Origin of the sequence: Vibrio sp. RM-41-2B (assembly GCF_024744415.1) — a bacterium.
Taxonomy (GTDB): domain Bacteria; phylum Pseudomonadota; class Gammaproteobacteria; order Enterobacterales; family Vibrionaceae; genus Vibrio; species Vibrio diabolicus.
Genome location: NZ_JAMQWD010000006.1, coordinates 103,212 through 126,327, shown reverse-complemented (window position 1 = coordinate 126,327; position 23,116 = coordinate 103,212). Strand labels below are relative to the sequence as shown.

General features: G+C 47.2%; 23 protein-coding genes. 7 read left to right on the top strand and 16 right to left on the bottom strand.

Annotation, left to right across the window (positions count from 1 at the left end):
• Positions 1-20 precede the first annotated feature (20 nt).
• Both greB and NB463_RS05650 read right to left on the bottom strand, forming a co-directional pair.
• Positions 21-512, bottom strand: a complete 492-nt coding sequence (greB, locus tag NB463_RS05655) for a transcription elongation factor GreB (protein WP_005394962.1) — start codon at positions 510-512, stop codon at positions 21-23.
• A 117-nt stretch (positions 513-629) separates the two neighbouring features.
• A complete protein-coding gene (locus NB463_RS05650; protein WP_258430426.1) occupies positions 630-2,510 on the bottom strand; it encodes an ATP-dependent zinc protease family protein in 1,881 nt (626 codons plus the stop codon).
• A 229-nt stretch (positions 2,511-2,739) separates the two neighbouring features.
• Here NB463_RS05650 and NB463_RS05645 point away from each other — a divergent pair, with 229 nt between their 5' ends.
• Entirely contained in the window at positions 2,740-5,061 is a 2,322-nt protein-coding gene (locus NB463_RS05645) for a Tex family protein (RefSeq protein WP_258430472.1), read from the top strand.
• 103 nt (positions 5,062-5,164) lie between these two features.
• Here NB463_RS05645 and NB463_RS05640 read toward each other — a convergent pair whose 3' ends face one another.
• Both NB463_RS05640 and bioH read right to left on the bottom strand, forming a co-directional pair.
• Positions 5,165-5,629, bottom strand: coding sequence for a hypothetical protein (locus tag NB463_RS05640; protein WP_005379316.1), 465 nt, complete (start codon positions 5,627-5,629; stop codon positions 5,165-5,167).
• Positions 5,630-5,753: 124 nt separating this feature from the next.
• Positions 5,754-6,521 (bottom strand): pimeloyl-ACP methyl ester esterase BioH, encoded by a 768-nt coding sequence (gene bioH, locus NB463_RS05635; RefSeq protein WP_237312143.1) that lies wholly within the window; start codon positions 6,519-6,521, stop codon positions 5,754-5,756.
• 84 nt (positions 6,522-6,605) lie between these two features.
• Between bioH and NB463_RS05630 the strand changes: the two genes are divergently transcribed.
• The 4 genes from NB463_RS05630 to cysQ all read left to right on the top strand — a co-directional run bounded on the left by NB463_RS05630 (position 6,606) and on the right by cysQ (position 9,631).
• Positions 6,606-7,331, top strand: a complete 726-nt coding sequence (locus tag NB463_RS05630; protein WP_258430431.1) for a ComF family protein — start codon at positions 6,606-6,608, stop codon at positions 7,329-7,331.
• Positions 7,332-7,428: 97 nt separating this feature from the next.
• A complete protein-coding gene (gene nfuA / locus NB463_RS05625) occupies positions 7,429-8,013 on the top strand; it encodes a Fe-S biogenesis protein NfuA (protein ID WP_005394968.1) in 585 nt (194 codons plus the stop codon).
• A gap of 176 nt (positions 8,014-8,189) precedes the next feature.
• Positions 8,190-8,759: an ADP compounds hydrolase NudE gene (nudE, locus tag NB463_RS05620; protein WP_005394971.1), complete on the top strand. Its 570-nt coding sequence runs from the start codon at positions 8,190-8,192 to the stop codon at positions 8,757-8,759.
• Between the two features lie 44 nt (positions 8,760-8,803).
• A complete protein-coding gene (gene cysQ / locus NB463_RS05615) occupies positions 8,804-9,631 on the top strand; it encodes a 3'(2'),5'-bisphosphate nucleotidase CysQ (RefSeq protein ID WP_258430432.1) in 828 nt (275 codons plus the stop codon).
• Positions 9,632-9,931: 300 nt separating this feature from the next.
• On the opposite strand, the gene NB463_RS05610 is transcribed toward cysQ, so the two are convergent.
• From NB463_RS05610 to gspC, 12 genes are read right to left on the bottom strand one after another with little or no spacing between them, the layout of a single operon-like run.
• Positions 9,932-10,693 (bottom strand): type II secretion system protein N, encoded by a 762-nt coding sequence (locus tag NB463_RS05610; RefSeq protein ID WP_054867791.1) that lies wholly within the window; start codon positions 10,691-10,693, stop codon positions 9,932-9,934.
• 1 nt (position 10,694) lies between these two features.
• A complete protein-coding gene (locus NB463_RS05605; protein ID WP_085343383.1) occupies positions 10,695-11,186 on the bottom strand; it encodes a type II secretion system protein M in 492 nt (163 codons plus the stop codon).
• 7 nt (positions 11,187-11,193) lie between these two features.
• Entirely contained in the window at positions 11,194-12,396 is a 1,203-nt protein-coding gene (gene gspL / locus NB463_RS05600; protein ID WP_005394975.1) for a type II secretion system protein GspL, read from the bottom strand.
• Positions 12,365-13,375 carry a type II secretion system minor pseudopilin GspK gene (gspK, locus tag NB463_RS05595; protein WP_065646529.1) on the bottom strand — a complete coding sequence of 337 codons (1,011 nt, stop codon included), beginning with the start codon at positions 13,373-13,375 and terminating at the stop codon, positions 12,365-12,367. Before gspK ends, gspL begins: the two co-directional genes overlap by 32 nt.
• A complete protein-coding gene (gene gspJ, locus NB463_RS05590) occupies positions 13,368-14,045 on the bottom strand; it encodes a type II secretion system minor pseudopilin GspJ (protein ID WP_046874145.1) in 678 nt (225 codons plus the stop codon). The genes gspK and gspJ overlap by 8 nt, the downstream gene beginning before the upstream one ends.
• Entirely contained in the window at positions 14,032-14,421 is a 390-nt protein-coding gene (gene gspI / locus NB463_RS05585) for a type II secretion system minor pseudopilin GspI (protein ID WP_258430436.1), read from the bottom strand. Before gspI ends, gspJ begins: the two co-directional genes overlap by 14 nt.
• On the bottom strand, positions 14,408-15,010 hold the full coding sequence (locus NB463_RS05580; protein ID WP_182036853.1) for a prepilin-type N-terminal cleavage/methylation domain-containing protein: 603 nt from the start codon (positions 15,008-15,010) through the stop codon (positions 14,408-14,410). The genes gspI and NB463_RS05580 overlap by 14 nt, the downstream gene beginning before the upstream one ends.
• A 30-nt stretch (positions 15,011-15,040) precedes the next feature.
• Positions 15,041-15,484 (bottom strand): type II secretion system major pseudopilin GspG, encoded by a 444-nt coding sequence (gene gspG, locus NB463_RS05575; protein ID WP_005394985.1) that lies wholly within the window; start codon positions 15,482-15,484, stop codon positions 15,041-15,043.
• A gap of 59 nt (positions 15,485-15,543) precedes the next feature.
• On the bottom strand, positions 15,544-16,761 hold the full coding sequence (gene gspF / locus NB463_RS05570; protein ID WP_005394987.1) for a type II secretion system inner membrane protein GspF: 1,218 nt from the start codon (positions 16,759-16,761) through the stop codon (positions 15,544-15,546).
• Positions 16,761-18,263: a type II secretion system ATPase GspE gene (gene gspE, locus NB463_RS05565; RefSeq protein WP_258430437.1), complete on the bottom strand. Its 1,503-nt coding sequence runs from the start codon at positions 18,261-18,263 to the stop codon at positions 16,761-16,763. Before gspE ends, gspF begins: the two co-directional genes overlap by 1 nt.
• Complete coding sequence (gspD, locus tag NB463_RS05560; RefSeq protein ID WP_046874146.1) at positions 18,263-20,287, bottom strand: type II secretion system secretin GspD; 2,025 nt, start codon at positions 20,285-20,287, stop codon at positions 18,263-18,265. The genes gspE and gspD overlap by 1 nt, the downstream gene beginning before the upstream one ends.
• A 36-nt stretch (positions 20,288-20,323) precedes the next feature.
• Entirely contained in the window at positions 20,324-21,247 is a 924-nt protein-coding gene (gene gspC, locus NB463_RS05555; protein WP_258430438.1) for a type II secretion system protein GspC, read from the bottom strand.
• Between the two features lie 253 nt (positions 21,248-21,500).
• On the opposite strand from gspC, the gene hslR reads away from it, so the two are divergent.
• Together hslR and hslO are read left to right on the top strand one after the other, a co-directional pair.
• Positions 21,501-21,887, top strand: a complete 387-nt coding sequence (gene hslR, locus NB463_RS05550; protein WP_031780440.1) for a ribosome-associated heat shock protein Hsp15 — start codon at positions 21,501-21,503, stop codon at positions 21,885-21,887.
• A 31-nt stretch (positions 21,888-21,918) separates the two neighbouring features.
• Complete coding sequence (gene hslO, locus NB463_RS05545) at positions 21,919-22,794, top strand: Hsp33 family molecular chaperone HslO (protein WP_046874147.1); 876 nt, start codon at positions 21,919-21,921, stop codon at positions 22,792-22,794.
• Positions 22,795-23,116: the final 322 nt, after the last annotated feature.

The following is a 23,116-nucleotide window of genomic DNA, read 5'->3' as shown; positions in this document are numbered from 1 at the left end:
CTTGAATCGGTGATAAAGCCTCAGTCTTCCAAGGCTGGTTTGTTGTATTCAATCGAGTTAATGAACCACTCTTTTTCACCTTCTGGGGTTCGCACCGTGAACTCTTCATCCACTTGTTTTTTCAACATCGCTCGCGCCATAGGTGAATCGATAGAGATGTAGTCTTTCGCATCTCCATAAATCTCTTCAGGCCCAACAATGCGGAACTTCTTCACCTCTCCAGCCTCATTTTCTATTTCAACCCAAGCACCAAAAAAGACTTTGCCTTCTTGCTGCGGAGAATAGTCAACGATCGTGACTTCAGGCAGAAACTTGCGAAGAAATCGAACACGACGGTCGATCTGACGAAGCAGACGTTTATTGAAGGTGTAATCCGCATTTTCTGAGCGATCGCCCAGGCTCGCCGCCCAAGTGACGATTTTGGTGATTTCAGGACGCTTTTCATTCCAAAGGTAATCATGCTCTTGTTTGAGTTTGTTATAACCTTCACGGGTAATCAGCTTAGTTTTCAAGTTAACTCCTATCTCAACTAAAAAATGCCGCTCTTGAGCAGCATTAAGGAGATGATATACCCAAAGCACTGGCTTCGTTCGGGCTTTGGGTATCAAGATAATAAGGCGGCCAGAGTGCTACTTTTCGTAATCTGGTTTTTGCGTCACGATGTAATTCGTATCACTCGAAACAACCGCGCCATGTTTTAGGAAGTTTTTACCTAAAATCATGCTGTAATGGAAGCGACCTCGGTCTTGCAAATTGACTCGGATCTTCTTCTCTAACTCGCCAAGTTTAACGTGCATTTCTACTACCGGCCGTTCGTTGGCCTTTTCTCCTTTTTTGGCCGTTATACGCATGACATCCACCACCTCACGGGTAAACGCCTTGGTCATGCCTAGATCGTTTTCATAAGTAAAGCTCACCATATCTTTACCGTCTTTTTGAAAGCGATTGATGTCCTTGGCATTAATCGAGCTCACGTCAGCACCAGTGTCCAATTTGACAGGGAAAGACATCCCTTCCACTTCAGCCACTTCGATATGACCGGCTTTGAAAAGTGGCCTTGCATCTAGTAAATGGTCGGCACGAGTATTCAGCAGCACACCGCCTTTGGCGATATCATGACCAAAGACGAAAAATGGTTGCGTCTCGTCTTCATCTAGCACATCGAGTGCAAATTCCATTGATGTCTCTTTGCTACCGAAAAGGAAATCGCCATCAACAACGGGACGCACAGTGCTACCCACTTTGAGCTTTTTCACCACAGGCTTGGTAATTTTTTCTTCTTTACCCTCATCGTTCATTAAATAAAACGTGACGGATTCATCCTTACCTTTTTCTGTTACTTCAAAGCCATTTACACGCAGTAATGGCGTTTTCACCGTAAACGTGGGGTAAGCAGGAACGGTATAACCATCAATAGTGACTTGTTCTTCCGGTGAAATCACGAGGGGCTTTGACTTGAGTGCGCTCTTGAACGTTTTTTCAACACCGCCCAATAGGTTTTCTCTGTCGGTATCAATCACAAAGTGTTGGCTTGCGACATCCTGACCCAAGCGAATTTGTGAACTGAACTTACTGCGGTCACGCAAATAGACTAACCAACGTTGAGTTTCGTTTTCGTCGATTTTCACTGGTAAGTAGACCAACGGACGCTCGCTTTTGGTGGTTTTCAGCATGCGTACCAAAGGTAACGTCATTGGATGGCGCTTGCCGTTTTCACCTTCTAGCGTGAAAGAAACTTCATTGTTCTTTTTATCAACCTTGATATCCAGTGCGTGAACGTTGGTGTAGCGGCTGGTGGTTGAGATGCTGATCTTGTATGGTACGCCCTCGACTTCAACCGTCTCTTTTTTGCCGATCATTTTTGCGCTTGGTTGCTCTTGAAGATAATCGTAGCCAGCGAATACCCACGCATTGTTATCGAGATAGGTTTTACCAATCAAGATAGGAGAAGAGAATTGCGTGCGCTTGGTCAGGTTCACTTCTGTATCGACGGTGTGGCCTGCAATCGTCATCGGCATTTTTATTGTCGGGCGTAAAATAGGCTTTTTGCTTGTTCGACTACGAATGGCGCTCACTCGCTCCAGATCATCGGTAATCTGTATTTCTTTTCCTGTGTAAGGATGAGGAACCGTAAAGCTCACTTTCACTTGATATGGTTTAAAAGTATCGGCATCCCACTTCGCCTTCGTCCCACCTAAATCATCGACAATCGCCCACAACAACTCGTTGTCTTTCAAGTTCTGGTAGTCAGGATGAGAGCTACTGACATGGATGTTCTCTGCATGCATAGACGTGGTGTCAGCACCAGTATCAATCTTGCCAATAAATGGTACCGCTTTTAGCTCTGGAATATCACTGTAGTAAACGCTCTCCACTCGTCCAAGCACCAACTTGTCATCAAGCTGATATACAGGGTCTTGTGTGGTTGCTGATATGGATTGTGCCCAACTAAGCGGGGCGACAAGTAAGGCACTCGTAAGCGCTAACGCCAAAGACATTTTTTTCATCATGATTATCCGTATAAGCCGAGGTACATTTAGTTATATCAATAACCGTGGATATAGGTTAGTCGATAGTTGCGGATATAAGTTCTCAATTTAATTACAGTTTTGACACAAATCTGACTGATGTCCACCAGCGCCCGGTAAATTTTTGTCTCGTTAATTTAAAACATTGCAAATTCTTCGAACGACCCCAATGTTCTATACAACCCAAACCGAATTGAAAGAGAAAACACGGATGAGCCAAGCTATCTGTCGTATGATTGCTCAAGAACTGAATGTTCGCCCTGAGCAAGTCAACGCCGCTGTCACCCTAATTGATGACGGTAACACCGTCCCTTTTATTGCACGTTACCGCAAAGAGGTGACGGGTGGCCTTGATGATACCCAACTGCGTACTCTGGACAGCCGTCTGTCTTACCTTCGTGAAATGGATGACCGCCGTCAAACCATTCTCAAATCGATCCAAGAGCAAGGCAAACTGACGCCTGAGCTTGAGCAAGAAATTATTCAAGCCGATAGCAAGACTCGTCTTGAAGACCTTTACTTACCTTACAAACCTAAACGCCGCACTAAAGGCCAAATCGCCATTGAAGCCGGCCTAGAACCGCTAGCTGACATGCTGTGGAATCATCCGCAAACCGATCCAGAAAGCGAAGCAAGTAAATATCTTGATGCCGACAAAGGCATCATAGATACCAAAGCCGCCCTAGACGGTGCCCGTGCGATCATCATGGAACGCATTGCTGAAGACGCAAACTTACTGGAAAAAATCCGTAACCACTTAAATCGTAATGCGGAACTTGTCTCACGAGTCGTTGAAGGAAAAGAGCAAGAGGGTGAGAAGTTCAAAGATTACTTCAATCACAACGAACCGCTGAGCAAAGTCCCTTCTCATCGTGCACTTGCGATGTTGCGCGGCCGCAATGAAGGCTTCCTGACTTTAGCCATGAACGCTGATCCAGAGCAGGAAGAAGGTGCTCGCCAATCTTACTGTGAAACCATCATTGCCGACCATTATGGCGTGACGTTAAGTAGCGCACCAGCAGATGCATGGCGCAAACAAGTGATCAGCTGGGCATGGCGCATAAAAGTATCGATGCACATGGAAACCGAGCTAATGGGCGCAATGAAAGAGCGTGCTGAAATTGAAGCGATTGAAGTATTTGCGACCAACCTAAAAGATTTGTTGATGGCGGCGCCGGCAGGCCCTCGTGCAACACTTGGTCTCGATCCTGGTCTGCGTACCGGTTCAAAAATCGCGGTTGTCGATTCAACGGGTAAAGTTCTGGCTACGGAAACCATCTACCCTCACCCTCCGCAAAAACAATACGACAAATCAGCGCAAATCGTTGACCAGTTAGTGCGTAAGTACAACGTGGATTTAATTGCGATTGGTAACGGCACGGCTTCTCGTGAAACCGATAGCTTTGTCGCAGACGTAATCAAACGCGGCAACCTAAAAGTTCAGAAAATCATCGTCAGCGAAGCAGGCGCATCGGTGTACTCGGCCTCTGAACTCGCAGCGAAAGAGTTCCCGAATATGGACGTATCACTGCGTGGTGCAGTGTCGATTGCGCGTCGTTTGCAAGATCCATTGGCTGAGCTCGTGAAAATCGATCCGAAATCGATCGGTGTGGGTCAATACCAGCACGATGTAAGCCAATCTATGTTGGCAAAACGCCTAGATGCGATTGTGGAAGACTGTGTAAACGCGGTTGGCGTTGATGTGAACACGGCTTCTGCCGCACTATTAACGCGCGTAGCAGGCTTATCAAGCACCATCGCGCAGAACATTGTCGACTTCCGCGACGAAAATGGCCGCTTCGAAGCACGTACGACGTTGAAGAAAGTACCTCGCTTGGGTCCTAAAGCGTTCGAACAGTGTGCGGGCTTCCTACGTATTATGGACGGCAAGAACCCACTTGATGCTTCAGCGGTCCACCCGGAAGCATACCCAGTAGTCAAAGCAATTGCAGAGAAAAACAGCAAAGACATCAAGGCATTGATTGGTGACTCAGCATTCCTTAAACGCTTACACGCTGTGGATTATACCGATGAACACTTTGGTGTCCCAACGGTTACCGATATCATCAAAGAACTGGATAAACCGGGTCGTGACCCACGTCCTGAATTCAAGACCGCTACGTTTGCAGAAGGCGTAAATTCAGTTTCTGATCTAGAACCGGGCATGATCCTCGAAGGCGTGGTGTCGAACGTAGCCAACTTTGGTGCCTTCGTCGATATCGGCGTTCACCAAGATGGTCTGGTCCACATTTCTGCGCTGACTGACCGCTATGTTTCTGATCCACGTGAAGTGGTGAAAGCAGGTGACATCGTCAAAGTAAAAGTGATGGAAGTGGACGTACAGCGTAAGCGTATTGGTCTATCGATGCGTTTGAACGACGAGCCGGGTCAAGATAACCGTAGCCAACGCTCATCAGCCGCGCCACGTCGTAATGACCAAGCACAACGTCGTCAGCCTCGCCGCGATGAGTCTTCATCGAACAGTGCAATGGGAGGTGCTTTTGCGGCGGCGTTTGCTAAAGCGAAAAAGTAATCTCGCCTAGGCTCACCGCTAACGAGCTTTCATAGCTAAAAAGAAAACGCTCCAATCAGTCAATCTGCTTGGAGCGTTTTTGTTTGAGTAGGATATTGAGTCGTCATAATACTGCTATCACTTCTGACGGGGTATGGGGAGCGACTGCATGACCATAATGAAACTTGATCACCTTCCTGCGCTTTTCCATTAATCCTTCATTGATCGCAGCATCCAAAATGCGCTTTGGTAAGCGAAAACGAATTGCGTAGCCCTTACCTTGGTCTTCACTGTACGACTTGAGCGCAAGCAAACTAAAAAGCCGTTCTAGTGTATCTTCCGGCTCTTCTTGATAACGCGTGTCGACTTCTGTTTCCATGTCATAATCAGGATGCTCTGAAGGATCCCAAGAAGACTGACGTCGGCGCTTGTCATCACCTTTTACTTTTCGCTCTGCATTGGTTTTGGCCAATGCGACCGTTGGCGTCACAGGCTCTCGGACTTTATTGTCGCGAGCTGCTTGTTCCGTCTGCACATTCACGGATGGGGCGATCAGTGGCACACTTACGTTGGTCGGTGACACAATCATTGCGAACCCTCCTCAGAGTCGCCCAACTCGTCAATATGGCTTAGCTTTATTGGCTAATAAAACCTCACCAACCTTTATATCGACCACTTTTTAAACAGCTTGAGCTTTTTCCGCTTGTATTTGATTAATCGTGAGCAAACTCTCGAATTTGGGCACAAAACTCGTCATGTTCGGTCATAAAGGGCGCATGAGAGGACTGATTGAAAACAAACTGCTGAGTATGAGGTAACTGTTCACTTAAATCATTCGCCACTTTAATCGGCACCAATCCATCCAAACGACCATAAAGACGCAGCATTGGTACAGAAAGAGACGTCAATGCATCGCGCAGATCCACATCAGCAAGGATGTTTAGCCCAACCAACAGCGACTCAGGGTTTGGCTGAGGGCGCGACAGTACCGCTTGCTTGAGCTGCTTCACATCTTTACGTGCAGATGGACTGCCCATCGCTTGTAACGCCATAAAGCGCTCAATGGTCAGTGAAAAATCTTCTAACAACTGAGAGGTGAATGCGCTCAGTACATTCGGTTGAATGCCGCGCCACGGTTTTTCTGCGGCAAATTTTGGTGAACTGGCGACGGTGATCAACTTAGTTACACGCTCGGGCATGTTTAATGCCACATGCGTCGCCACTAAACCTCCGAGGGACCAACCAAGCCAAATCGCTTTCTTTGGCGCACTTTGCACCACCAAGTTAGCAATATGGTCTAAATCTTCACCATGATGCTCGGCACTGTGTCCATAGCCCGGAAGGTCAACAACATGAACACGGAAATCGGTTTGAAGTGATTCGACGGTTTGCTGCCAAACCGCGCCATTCATACCCCAACCATGTAACAACACCAGATCAGGTCCTTCACCAAACGACTGCCAATGTAATTTCGTGCTCATGCTCTCAATCTCTCCCACTTATTTTATTCCCTACGCCATCAGCCAAGCGTTAGGCTGAGTAAAATATCACCATGAATAAGCGCTATGTTATCTCATCACTGGCAAAACATCATGCATCGCGTGTTGAGCAGTCAATGCGGTCTGTGTCGGTTCCCGATTCAAACACCAAACCACACGCATGCTCTGCGTTGGTGTGAGCACTGTTTACAACACCTAACTCCAATCAAGCGATGCCAACGTTGCGGTTTAACGTTACAGAAAGAAGAAATGAGTACGGATAGTATTTGTGGTGAATGCCTTTCAGAACCACCGCCATGGCAAAGACTATATACGTTAGGCGATTACGACTTTCCCCTTTCACGGGAAGTACAACGCTTTAAAGATCACGGAGAGTCTTGGCATGTAAAAGCACTAACCCAGCAACTGGCGCAGCGCATTACAACACCAGCTCCAATCATTACCAGTGTACCATTGCACTGGCAGCGCTACCTACGCCGGGGATTTAATCAAAGTGATGTTTTAGCCCGACACCTCGCCCAGCAATTGCAAACCAATTTCGACGCGAAGGTCTTTCGCCGGGTCAGACTCGCCCAATCACAGCGCGGCAATACTAAAGCGAGCCGTGAACAAAACCTAAAAGGCGCGTTTGTTCTCAATAAGCGACCGCCATCTTCCCACGTTGCCATCGTCGATGATGTAGTCACCACAGGCAGTACCGTCCGACAATTATGTCATTTACTACTTGAAGTTGGCGTAGAAAGCATCGATATTTACTGCATCTGCAGAACACCTGCTCCTCGTTCTCTCTAGATCGCTTCGCCATGCCTTAGCATCAAAAAGACTAGACCCATACGTCAACAAGAGTAGAATAGCAGCAGTAACCTACAAATTTACTCGGGTATTCGTCGTGTCAAATATTACTATTACAGAAACTGCGCAAACGCATTTCGCTAACCTTTTAGGTCAACAGCCTGAAGGGACTAACATTCGTATTTTCGTTGTGAACCCAGGTACACAAAACGCTGAGTGTGGCGTGTCTTACTGCCCACCAGAAGCAGTAGAAGCGACCGACACTGAAATCCCTTACAGCGGTTTTTCAGCTTACGTGGATGAGCTAAGTCTGCCATTCCTTGAAGACGCTGAAATCGATTTTGTTACCGATAAAATGGGCTCTCAGCTAACGCTAAAAGCTCCGAACGCTAAAATGCGTAAAGTTGCGGACGACGCGCCACTGGTTGAGCGCGTTGAATACGTTATCCAAACTCAAGTCAACCCACAGCTTGCTGGCCACGGTGGTCACGTAAACTTGGTTGAGATCACTGAAGACGGCATTGCTATTGTTGCATTTGGTGGCGGCTGTAATGGCTGTTCTATGGTTGACGTAACACTAAAAGAAGGCATCGAGAAAGAACTGCTAAACCAATTCGTTGGTGAACTCACCGCTGTTCGTGATGCAACAGAACATGACCGTGGTGATCACTCTTACTACTAAGAGTAAATACGGTCAGAAAATGGGAGGCTTCGGTCTCCCATTTTTGTATCGATACTGAGGTAACCTTGAGATGCTTAGTTCTGCCCGTAAAATCCGCTAGAAACTCAGGCGGAGTTCTCATATATTAAGAATCTTACGCATCTCGTAAACGCCAACGACACCAAGGAGCCAGCGCCATGTCGAAACGGACCCCACCAGAGATACTCTCATGCCAAACGGTCGCAAAATCCAAACTGTTTGCCGTGGAAGCGCTCGACCTTCGTTTTTCCAATGGTGAACACCGTACTTATGAACGCATGAAGCCAAGTGGACGCGATGCGGTGATGGTGGTTCCTGTGACTGAGCAAGGCGATTTATTACTGGTACGTGAATACGCCGCTGGGACTGAACGCTACGAGTTGGGCTTCCCGAAGGGGTTGATTGATCCAGGTGAAACCCCACACCAAGCTGCGGATCGAGAGTTAAAAGAAGAAATCGGCTTTGGCTGCAATCAGCTGACTCCGTTGAAACAAGTTATCCTCGCGCCGTCTTACTTTTCGAGCAAAATGACTCTATTTTTAGGACAGGCGCTTTATCCAGAGAAGCAAGAAGGCGATGAGCCTGAGCCACTGGAAATTGTGCGTTGGCCACTTGCGCAAGCCGAAGAGTTATTAACTCACATGGATTTCTGTGAAGCACGAAGCATCACCGCGCTAATGTTGGCACTGAAACACTTACCAAACACCACTCACAAACATAACCAATAACGGTCATGAGAACCGAATAATACTGTGAGTAAGGACTATCACTTATGCCAATGACAAAAGATCTATCTCACCTGCTTCCTCAAGTCATCGAAATTGCCCGTAGTGCCGGGCAAATGATCCTCGAAATATATGAAAAAAAACAGTACGAGGCCTATACCAAAAGTGACGAGACTCCGGTAACGAGCGCAGATATCGCGGCTCACAAGCTCATCACAGAACGCTTGAGTGAACTCACACCCGACATTCCCGTGTTGTCAGAAGAAGACGCAGACATCAGCCTCGAGCAACGAGCTCGGTGGGAACGGTATTGGTTAGTCGACCCTCTCGACGGTACTCAAGAGTTCATCGCTCGCAGCGGCGACTTTGCGACTATTATTGCACTGGTCGACAACAACAAACCAACCATGGGGGTCGTTTATGGCCCTGTCTCTGGCGTGACTTATTACGCTTATAGTGGCAAAGGTGCTTGGAAAGTTCCCGACATGTCGGACAGCGTAAAAATCCATACGCACAAACACGAGCAGCCAGGGCAAAGCATCGCGATTGCCATTAGTCGCCGTCAAGACATCAATCGCATCACTAGCCGCATGAGCAGTGCTTGGAATTACGATTTAATTCCGCTCGGCTCTGCGGCATTAAAAGCGTGTCTTGTTGCAGAAGGCGCTGTAGATTGCTACCTCCGACTAGGCCCAACAGGTGAGTGGGACACCGCCGCGACACAGTGTATTGTTGAAGAAGCGGGCGGTCGCATTCTCAGCACGCAATTGGAGCCGCTGTCATATAACGAGCGGGAAACGCTAGAGAACCCAAACTTTATTGTGCTTGGTGACGCGGATTTACCTTGGAATGAGATTTTACAACGCAAAGATTAAGCGCTCTATCCGCAAAGTTAGCGCCTAAGTACTAGCAATTGAAAGGCCACGAATATGTTCGTGGCCTTTTCTTTTTGACCTGTTTGTACAGCGTTAGGAGCATTTGGCCTACTATGTTCCAATCGCTTAAAGTGCTGAACACAAGAAAACAAACCCCTTAGAATCATAACCTTATAATTAAATCTCATTATCACCACGATCTTTGTACAGCGAATAGAGGGTTTCGCCTACTATGATCCAAAAGCAAAAAGAGCTGCACAATCGCAGCTCTTTGAGAATTTTGGTTTTTGTCACTATAGGTTAGAAGCGACCTTGGTAATTAAACTCGTATTGACCTTGAGGGTTCGGCTTGCCCAACCATTTCAGTTGCTCACTCATGCTGGATGGGAACTCAGCTCCTGGTTTAAACCAGGCTTTGGTTGAGTATCGCTGATTAGGCATAAGCTCTGCTGAGAACGCCGCTGAGACTTGTTTACTGCTTTGCTCACCAGTCGCTGTCAACACACTGTCCTGACAGTTTAGATCGGCAATCACAGGGCCGAGTTCAAGGCTACCAACAGGGCTTTGAATACCACTGGCATTCCATACCAAAGTGCCTTCACCATTCTTACACCAAGGCGCGGCATAAGTCGCATGACGAATATTTAACTCAAGTTGCCCATCAACGCCGACGGGCACAGGGAGACGTGCTTGCTCAACAACTTTTACTGCCGGAATCGAGGCAACTAAGTTTTTGGCATAAGGACCACCACTCAAGCTATAGCCAACAAAACCGCGACCACGAACGTCCATTTCACTACCACGACCAAAGCGTACGGCAAACTCAGCTTTACCAGTTAGTAGACTCGACCATTGGAAATCCCAATTAACTTCTCCAAGGTTCTGGCGCTGCCAACGAACACTAGAAGCTTGACCTTGCCATACAGAGCCATTGGCTCCCTGAATGTCTAGTCCTCTCACGGTTGGTGCTTGCTGTAACACCCAAGAAACGGGTAATCCCATTAAAAGACTGACTGAAAAAAAGACGATAAAGATAACAACGTAAAGTACTGCTCGCTTCACCTTAACCTCGCTTAAACTGAAGGCGGTTCACATCAATCATGCCCGCTTGATCCGTTCGGTCGATATCTAAAAATTCGACTTCAATACCCTGTTGCTCTTTCAAGTAACGTAACCAATCCACCAGCTGATTAAACGCGAGTGGTTTGATCCACACCTGAACACTCTCATTGCGAGGTTGTACTCGAATCAACTCAACTTTATAACGACGGGCTGAAGAAGAAACCAGTTGATTCAACGGTTGGCTAGAGTAGCTCACACCGCTGCTTTTGCGCAGTGCAGTAATGCCATCCGCTTTATCTTGTACCCAAGCCAGCAACTGTTTTTCACTTTGAATACGTGATTGAGCTAGCTCCGCACGTTGGCTCATTGGCTGTAGCAACCCCCAATAAATAATGCCGATAACGGCAATAGCGCCACACCCCATGACCAAACGCTGCTCACGCTGAGAGATGCTGCTCCACCAAACCTGAGCTTGAGAAATTAAGTTTTTCATCATCACCTCACAAACGCTTCAAAACAAAGCTGCCAACCACAACGTTATCGCTACGGTTCAGCTGTCCTTGCTCAACATTAAACTTCTCTGCCAATTTCACACGAGCCTGCTCAAAAGGTTGGAAGTCTGAACTGCGAGCTTGAATTCGCACTTCGCCACGTTGACCATCATATTTAAAGCTGGTGATTTCCAAATCGCTGACCTGACCAAGTGTCGCGGGCAGTGCCGCCAACCAAGACAACATCGCCTGCTGACCGCCACCACCAGATAAGCGGCGCTCTTCATCATCCATTTGTCGTTTGAGATAACTAACGGTAGGAATTCGTCGTTTATTCGGGAACACCTGGCGGAAAATACGCTCACTCTCCTCACGATACGCTTGTGCTTGTGCTTCGTACTTGTGGACGACGAGCAACTGCTGCGCAACCATAACAACGATAAGCACGCCCGCAGCAATGGTGGCTTTTTGCCAGAGCTTCCAGTATTTACCCCAAGAAGATTTAGGCTTGAAGATCCCGGTCAGCAAATTGACTTTGCTTTCTGTAACCCCCTTCGCCAGTAACCCCATGGTCATTTCTTCTGGCTGCGGCTCCCATACTTCAGGTAACGCAGATTCAGGGACTGAGCTATAGCAATCGAGCTTCCAACCTTCATGATTTTGTAGATAAGAAGAGAGGTAAAGGTCTAACCAAGAAGCATCGACAACCGCACCCTCTGTCGCTGAGTGACGAATCAACCATTGATCACCAAGCATCGCGGCACTGCTATGCTCTCCCTGAACAGGTAACGCAAGCACATCTGGCAAGATGCGTTTGATGGTGATGCCTTGGCTTGAAAAACGCTGCAATACGGTCTGAATCCAAGCGCGTTCAACAGCGCACACTTGCGCTTTATCCGCTTGTTTACCTAACACGGTAAAGTGAAGGCCATCAACGTCCTGCGCGACTTCATCTTCCACGAGGTACGGTAACATCGCGTCGAACTGACGTGTTGCGCCTGGCGGTATATCCACTTGCGTCAAGACCACATCATTACTCGCCAATAGCGCCACGACTTGGCGCTGACCTGCATAAGAGATCAACTCATCTAAGTGTTCCCATCCGGCGATTTCACCGCTGGCAATCACTTCCTGTTGATCTGTCGACCACACCACCCAAGGAATGGTACTTTGTTGTTCGCTACTCAGCCGAACGGTCAGAAACTCGCTCACTGATCCCTCCAAAACGACGGCGAACTACGGTCACCGTCTCTCTATTTGTACTTTGCAAAAGGCTTCGGATACGTACACGTGATTCATCCACCAACACTTGTGCATCCAATTCAAAAAAGGCGCTATCCACACCCAAATAGCCTTTGGCGTTTTTCTTTACATCTTCACTTAAGCCAGCCATTTCTGACTCTGCTAAAAATTCATCAATGCTATCCCACCCATCAAATGGGCGTTTTTCAATTAGCTGAATCGCATCACTACTGCTTAAGCTTGGTGAGAACATCGCCACCAAAATCGGAGCTTGCTCGACTTCAATCGTATTTACGTTTAAACGCCAATCATCACTCGGTAATGCACAGACCAGCGGTTCCAATTTTTGGAAAATCTCACCACTCACCTGATAGACAGCCCGTAACTCGGTGGCATCTGCCATCCAGCCATTTGACGCTAAATACGCGGGTTTCATCGCTTCATATGTGCTGTCTTCGACCCCGGTTGTGGAGCGAACGGTGTCATCAGCATCAATGTATTCCCAGGTAGAGTCTGCAATGATTTCTGCCTGATACGACTCCACATCCGATTCTTCCAATAAACGCTGCAATACATTGACTAAATACGGTCTTGCGATTTGCTGTCCTGTCGGTTGCACACGGCTCAATACATTGAGGTTAAAGCACGCTTGTTTGTCTCTAATTCGTCCCGCCGCTTGACCATAATCTAGCGGATAGACTTGTTCTTTTATTGCCCACGGCTGACTCATATTGATCGTATCGGTGTCTTTGTAGCTTTGCTCGATACCGACTTTTGCCAACGCCTCTACCCCAAGGCTATACCAATACGCTTGCTGGTAGTTAACTTGATTGGCGCCCCGCTGAAACTGCAGAAACAAACGCTCCGACATACTGGCGGCAACTGTCGCCATAATCGCCAGTAACATCAGCACAATAATCAAAGCGACACCGCGCTGACGATTAACCATTATTGCTGCCTCCTGAACTTCCTTCTTTCTGACTCAATGTGCCATCAGGAGTCAGATAAGTGCGGGCAATCTCTCCATAATCTTTGAGAGTAAGGATCACAGAAACCGCTTTCGGTAGCGACTTTTCATCATCCCACTCTTTTTTCCATTGTTTACCATCGTAAAAACGCATATCAAACGATTCGACCTGCGTCAGCAATGGGGTAACGATGCCTTGTTGACCCACTGGCGTGTCAGGGTAGCGCCACCATACTCGTTGTAATGTTTCTTCTTTTAAACGATAGCCAACCTTAGTGATCTCCCCTCGGGGAAACTGCTGTTGAGGATTGTGCCATCCTAAGCGAGCAAACATTAGCCCTTTAGTGTCGGAGTCGAGCAAGTAATCTGACCAAAAAATCAGTTGGCTCGCGGGCTCTTCACCATTTGTCCGCGTTTGGCGCATCGCCATTTGACGAAAGTCATTATCCATCATCACCATGGCGCGCTGAATTTCATTTAAGCGCTGAGTTCGCTCTTGTGATAGCGCATTGCTGCGCTGCACTTGCGATACCACTTGATACGCGGCGACACTTAAACTGGCAAAAATGGCAATCGAGACCAGCACTTCAATAAGTGTAAAACCTTTTGCCAGTTGGCGCTTACTTGCGCGTGGATTCTTATTGCGCCACATAACTTCGTACCGTCACGACTGGGCTCGCGTTTTTCTCGAGCGCGACACTCACATCAAATGCTTGCAGCAATGGCTGCGTGGTGGCAACAGGCGTGATTTTCCAGTACCAAGTGCGGCCAGCCAGCTCTTCTGTGCCGTTCTTTACTTTAAGTTCACTGGTACTCAACATCACGTTGGCCATCTGATTATCCACAACCATGGCTGCAAACATTTTTTCTTCTAAATAACTGATCGTATTAATATGCTGGCTCACCGAGCGAATGACGCTGATGGCAGCGGTGGCGAAAATAGCCAGTGCGACCAATACTTCCAGTAGTGTCATGCCTCTCGTCCGGCGAGGACTCCAATGTGGGCGAGCTTGCTTAGAATTGCGCATTCTCATCCTCTTTCACTTCTTCGCCCGGCGCTAGTAACAAGATTTGTCCACTTTCTTTTCCGATGACTCGCCACCCGTCATTAAAGGCGTCACCATTTTTCGGAAAAAAAGACAGAGTAAATGGCGTAACTTCTGCACTGGAAAAGATAAACACTTGCGGTGGCTTAACTTTCTTTTCGTCGTCTTCTTCTTCAGCAAACATGTCTTCATCAAAAAGAGAGCCCGGTTTGAATAGGCGATCATCATTATCCCAAGCACCGCCACCTAGCTCGAGCAGTAGCGTAATGTCATCTTCCAACTTGGTTTTGCTCGGAATCTGCTTTAACTCCAGAGGCTGCCAACCTTCCGCGGTCAAACTCAGTAGAGCGTACGTTGATTTAGCGTCATCCACTCGAACGCCAAAGTCTTTACCGCTTAGTACGGCCTCTTCGTTAAGTAGCTGTAAACGCTGAAAAAAGCTTTGAGCATACTGTTTGGAAAGATCTTTTTGGCTGGTCGGTAATGTCGTGATCACGGCCACTGCCGTGAGGGATAGCAAAACCAGCACCAATAGAATTTCTATCAATGTAAAACCGTTGTGTTTTCGCATTTGCTTCATTAGTGCTGGCTTAGGCTCTATTTATTGGAAATCTTGCATGTTCCAGTTGCCAATATCTGCAGCTGGACCTTCTCCACCCTCTTGGCCATCTGCGCCTAGAGTGAAGATGTCAATCGTACCGTTATCGCCTGGGCTTAGGTACTGGTACTGGTTACCCCAAGGGTCATTAGGAAGACGTTTGATGTAACCGCCATCACGGTAGTTGCGAGGCTCTGGGTTAGAAGGCTTGCTAACTAATGCTTCCAGGCCTTGGTCTGTCGTTGGGTAAACGCTGTTATCCAACTTGTACATATCTAGGGCATTTTCCAGCGCTACGATGTCCGTAATCGCTTTTTGTTGGTCAGCCTTCTCTTTGTTACCCAATAGGTTTGGAACAACGAAACTTGCCAAAATACCAAGGATAACGACAACAACCATCACTTCTAAAAGTGTGAAACCGTGTTGTTTACTACGTTTAAATTTCATTTTTTTCTCCGAAAGTTAGATTCAAGCCATGCCGTAAGTAGACACGTCTTAATTCGAATTTATCCGCTCATCAAGTTATTCATTTCTAGCATTGGCATCAAGGTCGCCATCACAATGAACAACACTAATCCAGCCATTAAGGCAATTAATGCCGGAGTGAATACGCCTAACGCAATATTGACTGTAGATTCAAAGTTTTGATCTTGGTTATCGGCAGCACGCGTCAACATGCTCTCCAATTCACCACTTTGCTCACCACTGGCGATCATGTGTAGCATCATTGGTGGAAACAGACGAGTTTGATCTAACGCCTTACGCAGGCTGGCACCTTCTCGAACGTTATCTGCAGCAAGTAACACTTGCTGCTTCACATAGCGATTAGACATAACATCCACCGCGACACGCATGCCTTCTAGAATTGGAATCGCACTGGAAGTACAAATCGAAAGTGTTCGTGCGAATCGTGCGGTATTCAAACCTCGAGAGATTTTGCCCAATAGCGGTAGACTCAAGATTTTTCTATCCCAAGCTAAGCGAAAGTCTGGTTTTTGCAACGCCAGTTTGAGCCCATAGAAAAACACCACCAGCACGACGAAGATGATAAGCCCCCAATCTTGCACAAACTCACTGGCTGCCAGTAAGAACTGTGTTGACTGAGGTAACTCTTGTCCCATCTGAATGATTGGCTCAATGATTTTGGGTACCACTGTCGCTAATAAGAAAGAAACAATAACAACCGCAAACACCACTAAAACCACCGGGTAAATCATGGCTTGAAGCAGTTTGGAACGCATCTTCTGACGGTTTTCGACGTAGTCCGCCAAACGCTCTAATACCGTATCAAGATGGCCTGACTTTTCACCCGCCGCAACCATGGAGCGATAGAGCTCATCAAACACGTGTGGGTAATCAGCAAAACTGTCGGCGAGCGGATAACCCTCGGTTACTTTCGAGCGAACCGCAGCCAGCATAGAACGAATTCTCGGCTTTTCAGCCTGCTCAGAGACCGCGCGCAAACATTCTTCCAGAGGCATACCTGATTGGACTAACGTGGACAATTGACGTGTGATTAGTGCCAGCTCAGATGTTGAGATGCCGCGCTTAAAGCTGACTGAGCCTGAAGACTTAGCCGATTTAGCTTTCGTCTCAACCACTTCAATCGGGATCATCCCTTGCTCTTTGAGTCGCTGGCGCACTTGTCGGGCGTTGTCCCCTTCTATCGTGCCTTTTTTATGCTTGCCTTTTGCATCTAGCGCTTTGTACTCAAATGCCGCCATTAGGTTTCCTTCGTCACTCGCATCACTTCTTCAAGTGACGTAATACCACGACGTACTTTGCTTAGACCATCACTGCGAATACTTGGCGTATGGGCGCGAACGGCTCTCTCAATTTCTTGCTCACCAGACTCTCGGTGAATCAATTCTTGCACTTGCTCATCGACCATAATGAGCTCGTGGATACCTGTTCGACCTCGGTAGCCTTTTTGGTTACACGCTTCGCAGCCCTTAGCACGGTGTAGCTCTAGTGGTTCATGTGCTTCCATACCAAACAGTTTCTTCTGTTCAGCATCGGCTTCATACGGTTCTTTGCAACTCGGGCAAAGCGTACGAACCAAGCGCTGTGCTAACACACCTAATAACGATGAAGAAATAAGGAATGGCTCAATGCCCATATCGCGTAGACGCGTGATCGCACCAACAGCGGTGTTGGTGTGAAGGGTCGACATTACTAAGTGACCCGTTAAGGACGCTTGCACTGCAATTTGTGCGGTTTCTAAGTCACGGATCTCACCGACCATCACCACGTCAGGGTCCTGACGCAGAATGGCACGCAAGCCACGCGCAAAAGTCATGTCGACCTTCGGGTTCACCTGAGTCTGACCGATGCCATCAATGTCAAATTCGATCGGGTCTTCAACCGTTAAGATATTGCGTTCGTTACTGTTGATCTCTTGCAAGCCAGCGTACAAAGTCGTCGACTTACCAGAACCTGTCGGGCCGGTGACCAAGATGATACCGTGAGGACGCTGAATAAGATGACGGAAATTGTCGTGTACGGACGGCGTCATACCTAAGCTATGCAAATCGAGACGCGTCGCGTTTTTATCCAACAGACGCATAACTACTCGCTCGCCATGTGACGACGGCATTGTAGAAACACGCACATCAACCGCACGACCACCAATACGCAGTGAGATACGACCATCTTGAGGTACACGCTTTTCTGCAATATCCAGCTTCGCCATGACCTTCACTCGCGACACTAACAGTGGTGCAAGCTTACGACTTGGTGTGAGCACTTCACGCAATACGCCATCGACACGGAAACGAATCGAAAGGGTTTTCTCGAAAGTTTCGATATGAATATCCGACGCCCCTTCTTTAATTGCTTCACCCAACATCGCATTGATCAACTTAATGATTGGTGCATCGTCTTCTGACTCTAGCAAGTCTTCATCATGCGGCAGCTCTTCAGCCAATGAGAAAAAGTCGTCGCTATCGGCACCGATGTCTTCCATCAATTGACGCGCTTCAGACGAGTCACGCTGATAAGCTTCGGTTAACTTTTTATCGAAGGCTTCTTTATTGATAGGTTGCGGCACGAAGCTTTTCTTCAGCACACGACGGACTTCGACCAGAGCCGCTGGGTTGAGCGGCTCGACATAGTAAAGAATGGGCGGACGCTCAGGATGCTCTGTCTCCAGCACCAGTTTAAAGCGATTGGCAAAACTGAATGGCAGACGACGCATACTTGGCGCTGTGTCTAACATATCAACCATTAGTTATTTTCCATTTGATCAATAAACGCTTGGATCTCGGTAGGGTGCTGACGCTCCTGGCCAAAGGCAGGCATGACAGGGATCTTCTCGTCAGCCATCAACTTCAATCCTTGATCCGCTTTGTAGAGCTGCTCTGCGCGAATAAAGTTGTATTTGCGCTGTGTAATGCCGTCTGCGGTCATACCATCACGAATAATCGTCGGCTTGATGAACACCATCAAGTTACGCTTTTCTGTTTGCGTACTGGTTGATTTGAACAGATGACCAAGCACTGGGATGTCACCCAGTAGCGGTACTTTTGACTCACTTTCGAGTGCACGTTCATCAACCAAGCCACCAAGAACCAGCATCTGACCATCTTGGATCATGACTGAGGTATTTAGCTGACGCTTAGCAAATCGAACGTCAACCGCACCGTTTGCACCCAACACATTGGACACTTCTTGCTCGATATTTAACTGAACAGAGTCACCTTCGTTAATTTGTGGCACAACCTTAAGCTTGATGCCCACTTCTTTACGATCAACCGTTTGGAATGGATTGTCGTTGTTTGAGCCAGCCGTAGAGCCTGTGATAACAGGCACTTCTTCACCAACAATAAATGATGCTTCACCATTATCCATTACAGTGATACTTGGAGAAGATAGAATGTTTGAGTTGGAGTCGGTCGCTACTGCGCTGACCAAAGCAGTCCAGTCACCCATCACGATGCTCATCGCAGCACCGTTAACACCGCTCAGTGCCGATGCTAACGTCGAGTAATCACCTTTTGTCGTGGTTTCTTCGTAGTACTTGATAGCACCTGTCTCTGAGTCTCGGATCGGTTTTTTCTCTACCGTGTCTTTTGCTTCTTCTAGACCAACCATTACCTGACCAATCGGTGCACCAGAGTTACCGTACTGAATCACCGCACCGGTTTCCAGTGAGCCCCACTGAACACCTAAGTTAATGCCGTCACCTTCTGACATTTCAACGATCAGCGCCTCAATCAAGACTTGAGCACGACGAATATCAAGCTGAGCAATAACATCTTGTAGCGCATTCATGATATCTGGTGGAGCCGTTAATACTAAGGCGTTGGTCGCTGCGTGCGCAGCAATCACCACTTCACCACGCTGGGCACCTGACGCTTTCTGGCCGACTTGCTTTTCAGCTTGTAGGTTATCGGAGACACCTTTTAATACATCCACCAAATCTTCAGCTTTCGCGTTCTTCAGGTAAACCACGCGGTTGTTACCTTTGGTCGCCATTTCAACGTCAAGTTGACGAATCAATCGCTTCAGACGCGCACGTACTTTAGGATCGCCAGAAATCAAAATCGCGTTGGTACGTTCATCGGCAACAATTTTAGGCTCAAGGAACTCAGGCGTGCTCTTCTGATTGGTGCTTTTATTCAGTGCTTCAACAATACGCACCATTTCGGCAGCAGAAGCATTGCGCAGTTCCACCAGTTCAATTTCTTTATCACCCGCTTGGTCAACACGCTTAATGATTTCTGCTAAGCGATTTACGACCGCCGCACGACCTGTGATTAAGATGATGTTCGCTGGATCGTAGTGAACTACGTTACCAGCACCAGCATTATCAATCAGTTGACGAAGTAGAGGAGACAACTCACGAACCGACACATTACGCACCGCAACAACTCGAGTGATAACGCTGTCGCCTTGCGCGCTGCCATCACCTAATACAGGGATTGCTGACGTTTTTGAGTCTTTCGCTTTGATAACCTTAAGTACACCGTTGTCCATTTCTACGACGGCGTAGCCGTATACTTCGAGTACGTTAAGGAAAAAGCTATAGTATTGCTCTTCGTTAAGCACGTCATAGCTGCGGACATCGATTTTACCGCGCACTGAAGGGTCAACAATGATGGTCTTTTCGAGATTACGACCCACTATGTTGATGAATTCTTGAATATCAGTGCCTTTAAAGCTGGCACTAAATTCGTTTGCTATTGCACCTGGGACGCAGAGTAAACTTCCTGCTAGTAGCCAAGCACTTTTGCTGAACCAATGTTTCACGTATGTCTCCCTGAACTTACGCCGGTTGCCTAAGTCTTACAATTGGATATAGATATCGTACTGTTGGCCGTCGCGCTCAACAGTTAAATTTAATTCTTGCGGATCGCTCATCACTTGCATCAGTTGTACTGAAGAAGACGGGTCACTTAAATCGATCCCATTAAGCTGCACCGCAATATCACCAGGCTCTAGACCTACATCATTAAACAGCGCGGCATCACGACCCGGTGACACTCGGTAACCAACAATGCCTCCGTCTCTTTTGACGGGTGAAATGGTGATGTATTTGAAAACGCTTTGTGGATCTTTCGCAATTTCCTCTCGGATTTGCTCTAATTTTTCTCCAACGTCAGACGTTGATTCTGCTCGTTGAGATTGGGCTCTGGCTATCTGCGGCGATTCAGATAGCTTCTTATATTCTATACCCTGCATCATTAAGGTCTCGTCTCGACCTTGGTTATCAATGATGACTCGATCCACTAATACGGCTTTTAGTGTCGCACGCGTACCTTCAATTTCTTCACCTAAACCATACGTTGCTTGCTTGCCACGGTTGGCAATGACAGCAAGGCTGGTATTCGCATCACTGCTTGCAACCGCGCCAACCAGTGTAAGGTTAAGGCGCGTCTTAGGAGCGTCTTTAACAACAGGTTGTTCTACAACTACAGGCTTTTGTTCAGTGAATTTACCGAATAGGTTGGCATTCTGAAGGGCATTAAAATCTATCGCGTCGCCTTTATTGCTCGCAACAACGCTGCTCGTCGATGGACGCCATTGCGGCACTTCCGACGATTGAGGTATAGCTAACCATACAATTTTGCCAAGTATCCATCCGGTTATCGCAATAAACAGACAGGTGAGCAACAAGCTAAGTTTGGCTTGAATTGTATAATTATTGGACTTGATCTGAGCCAGTAGCGGTCTGCTTGATAATCCTGCACTTAGCTCTAAACGTTTCACTGAATGGATTCCTTTATTCTAACGTTCGTCATTTAAGCTATAACAATAGCTATCGACTTTAAATTGCTAAATTTGCAATAAAATTATTACTCAACAAAGAGCAGTGAACTATATCACAAGTTGTCTTTCATACCTTTTTCTTATGCAGTTTTTGCCAACTCCCTTGAAAAAAATACGCCTTGACTCCATCTGTAGGTGAATAATCCATCACTCATTGCCATATTCGGGCAGTGATTAGATAGCGTAGTGTTCTATGAGTTCCCTAAATGAAGCCGTTAGGCTAGATAAATGGCTATGGGCCGCAAGATTTTATAAAACCCGCTCTATCGCTCGTAACATGGTCGATGGTGGTAAAGTCCACTATAATGGCCAACGAAGCAAACCGAGTAAAATCGTTGAAGTGGGCGCCGAAGTAAGACTTCGTCAAGGCAACGAAGAAAAAACGGTGATCATCGAAAAAATTTCTGATCAACGCCGAGGCGCTCCCATCGCACAGACCTTGTATCGCGAAACTAATGAAAGTATAGCGAAACGTGAGGAACACGCGACTCAACGTAAGCTTAATGCCCACAACCCAAGTCCAGAACGCCGCCCAGATAAAAAGCAGCGCAGAGACATCATTAAGTTCAAACACCAATAAAAGCCGGAATTACCAACGAGGAAAGCACTCCATGGCAAATAATGTTTTAAACCGCTACCTATTCGAAGATCTTTCAGTACGTGGCGAGTTGGTACAATTGGATGAAGCGTACCAACGTGTTATCTCCAGCAAGGAATATCCGGCAGCAATAGAGAAACTGCTGGGTGAGCTACTCGTTTCAACCACTCTTTTAACTGCCACTCTTAAGTTCGAAGGCTCAATCACCATTCAGCTACAAGGCGACGGCCCTGTATCTCTTGCCGTTATCAACGGTGACCACAAGCAACGCGTTCGTGGCGTGGCTCGCTGGGAAGGCGATATTGCCGATGATGCAAGCCTCCACGATCTCATGGGTAAAGGTTACCTCGTTATCACTATCGAACCGAAAAACGGTGAGCGTTACCAAGGTGTTGTTGGATTAGAAGGTGATACTCTAGCCGACGTACTAGAAGGCTACTTCGCAAACTCAGAGCAGCTAAAAACGCGCCTATGGATCCGCACGGGCGAGCATGAAGGTAAAGCCCACGCAGCAGGTATGTTGATTCAAGTAATCCCTGATGGCACTGGTTCACCAGATGATTTCGAGCATCTAGAGCAACTGACTGACACGGTAAAAGATGAAGAGCTATTTGGTCTAGAAGCTAACGAACTACTATACCGCCTATATAACCAAGACAAAGTGCGCCTTTACGAACCGCAACCTGTCGAATTCCATTGTGGCTGTTCTCGTGATCGTAGTGGTGCCGCTATCATCACCGTTGAGAAAGCTGAAATTTATGACATTTTGGCTGAAGTAGGATCCGTTTCTTTACATTGTGATTACTGTGGCACGACCTATACGTTCGACGAAGCAGAAGTCACCGAGCTATATGCACAAGCTTCTGCGGACAAGAAAACCCTTCATTAATTTACATAGCTTATCAAGCACGTAATTTACCCTACAAAATGCCAGCTTAATGCTGGCATTTTTGTGATCTACCCCTCGTAATACCTCGCTTCAAGCGTAATAAAACAACTGCTTAATTTTAAACAATTAATAATGATTTTGCCCTAGCGCAAAGGATTGCGTGCACGATAAACTATTCCCACCAATATGTGACGGGTTACCTAAAACCTTATTGAAATCATGGATAAATTTTGAGCTATCTCCCTGTTTTCTCCCCGCCCCGTTGCTAGCATGGTGAGCAGATTAAAATTAAAACATTCTTACAAAATCCCTACAAAAATCC